This is a genomic window from Herbaspirillum lusitanum P6-12 (assembly GCF_000256565.1).
GTDB classification, from domain to species: Bacteria; Pseudomonadota; Gammaproteobacteria; order Burkholderiales; family Burkholderiaceae_D; genus Herbaspirillum; species Herbaspirillum lusitanum.
Genome location: NZ_AJHH01000705.1, coordinates 1 through 1,024, shown reverse-complemented (window position 1 = coordinate 1,024; position 1,024 = coordinate 1). Strand labels below are relative to the sequence as shown.

The window sequence follows — 1,024 nt, the reverse complement described above, 5'->3', positions numbered from 1 at the left end:
GCCAGCAACTGGCCGGCCTTGACGTCCTGGCCTTCGGTGAAGCCCACCTTGTCGAGCTGGCCGTCGATGCGCACCTTGACGACGACGCTGGCGTTGGCGGTCACGGTGCCGACGCCCGACAGGTACAGCGGAATGTCGCGCTCCTGCACCTGCACGGTGGTGACGGAAATCGACGGCGCCTGCTGTGCCTGTTCCTTGGACGCAGCGACTGCGTCGGCGCGATGGAACAATGACCAGGCGCCGCCGCCGAGGGCGACCAGCACGGCAACGGAAATCAACAGGGTGGAACGTTTGGGTGTCAAAGAAGTAGTCATGCTTTCACTCGCGAAATTGTTTTTATTGGTCGGCTTATTTGTCGGCTTATGGGGCGGCTTATTTATCGGCTTTACCGGACGCAGCAACCTTGTCGATGTCGGCCACGGTCCAGCCGCCCCCGGTCGCCTTGATCAGCGCCACGCTGGCCACCAGTTGGCGACCCAGCAGGGTGACGGCGGTGCGCTGGTTGGTCAGCGAAGCCGCCTGCGTCGTCACGACCGAGAGATAGGTGGTGGTGCCGGCCTGGTATTGGCTCAGCGCCAGCCGTTCGGACAATTGCGCTGCCTTCACCGCCTGGTTCTGCACCCGACTTTCCTGGTCGAGCACGCGTAGCGTCGAGAGGTTGTCTTCGACTTCCTGCAAGCCGCCCAGCACGGTTTGTTTGTAGGTGGCGACCGCGCCGTCGAATGCCGCAGTGGCCTGGTCGTTGCGCGCGCCGGGGGCTGCCCCGCGCGCGCGACGCGACCGCTGATCGGCGCGTTGATGGTGGTGTAGCCGAGCTGGACCTTGGCGTAGCTGATCTGCGCTTCATCGGTTTTGACGGCGGCTTCGAGCTGCGCCACCAGGGCCTTTTGCGTATCCAGTTGCTGTTGCGTGGCGGCGTCTTGCTGACGCAGCGTGGTGTAGCGTTGCAAGTCGATTTTTGCATTCGTCAGCTGGGCCTGGTCACGCGCCTGTTGCGCCTGCACCTGCGCCAGTTGCGCCTTAC

3 pseudogenes are annotated in these 1,024 nt (G+C 63.9%); all 3 read right to left on the bottom strand.

The window, feature by feature from the left end:
- Positions 1 to 314: pseudogene (locus tag HLUSI_RS30255) on the bottom strand (efflux RND transporter periplasmic adaptor subunit); the annotation flags it as partial.
- Positions 315 to 372: 58 nt separating this feature from the next.
- A pseudogene (locus HLUSI_RS32000) lies at positions 373 to 765 on the bottom strand (TolC family protein); the annotation flags it as partial.
- An 8-nt stretch (positions 766 to 773) separates the two neighbouring features.
- Positions 774 to 1,024: pseudogene (locus HLUSI_RS34485) on the bottom strand (efflux RND transporter periplasmic adaptor subunit); the annotation flags it as partial.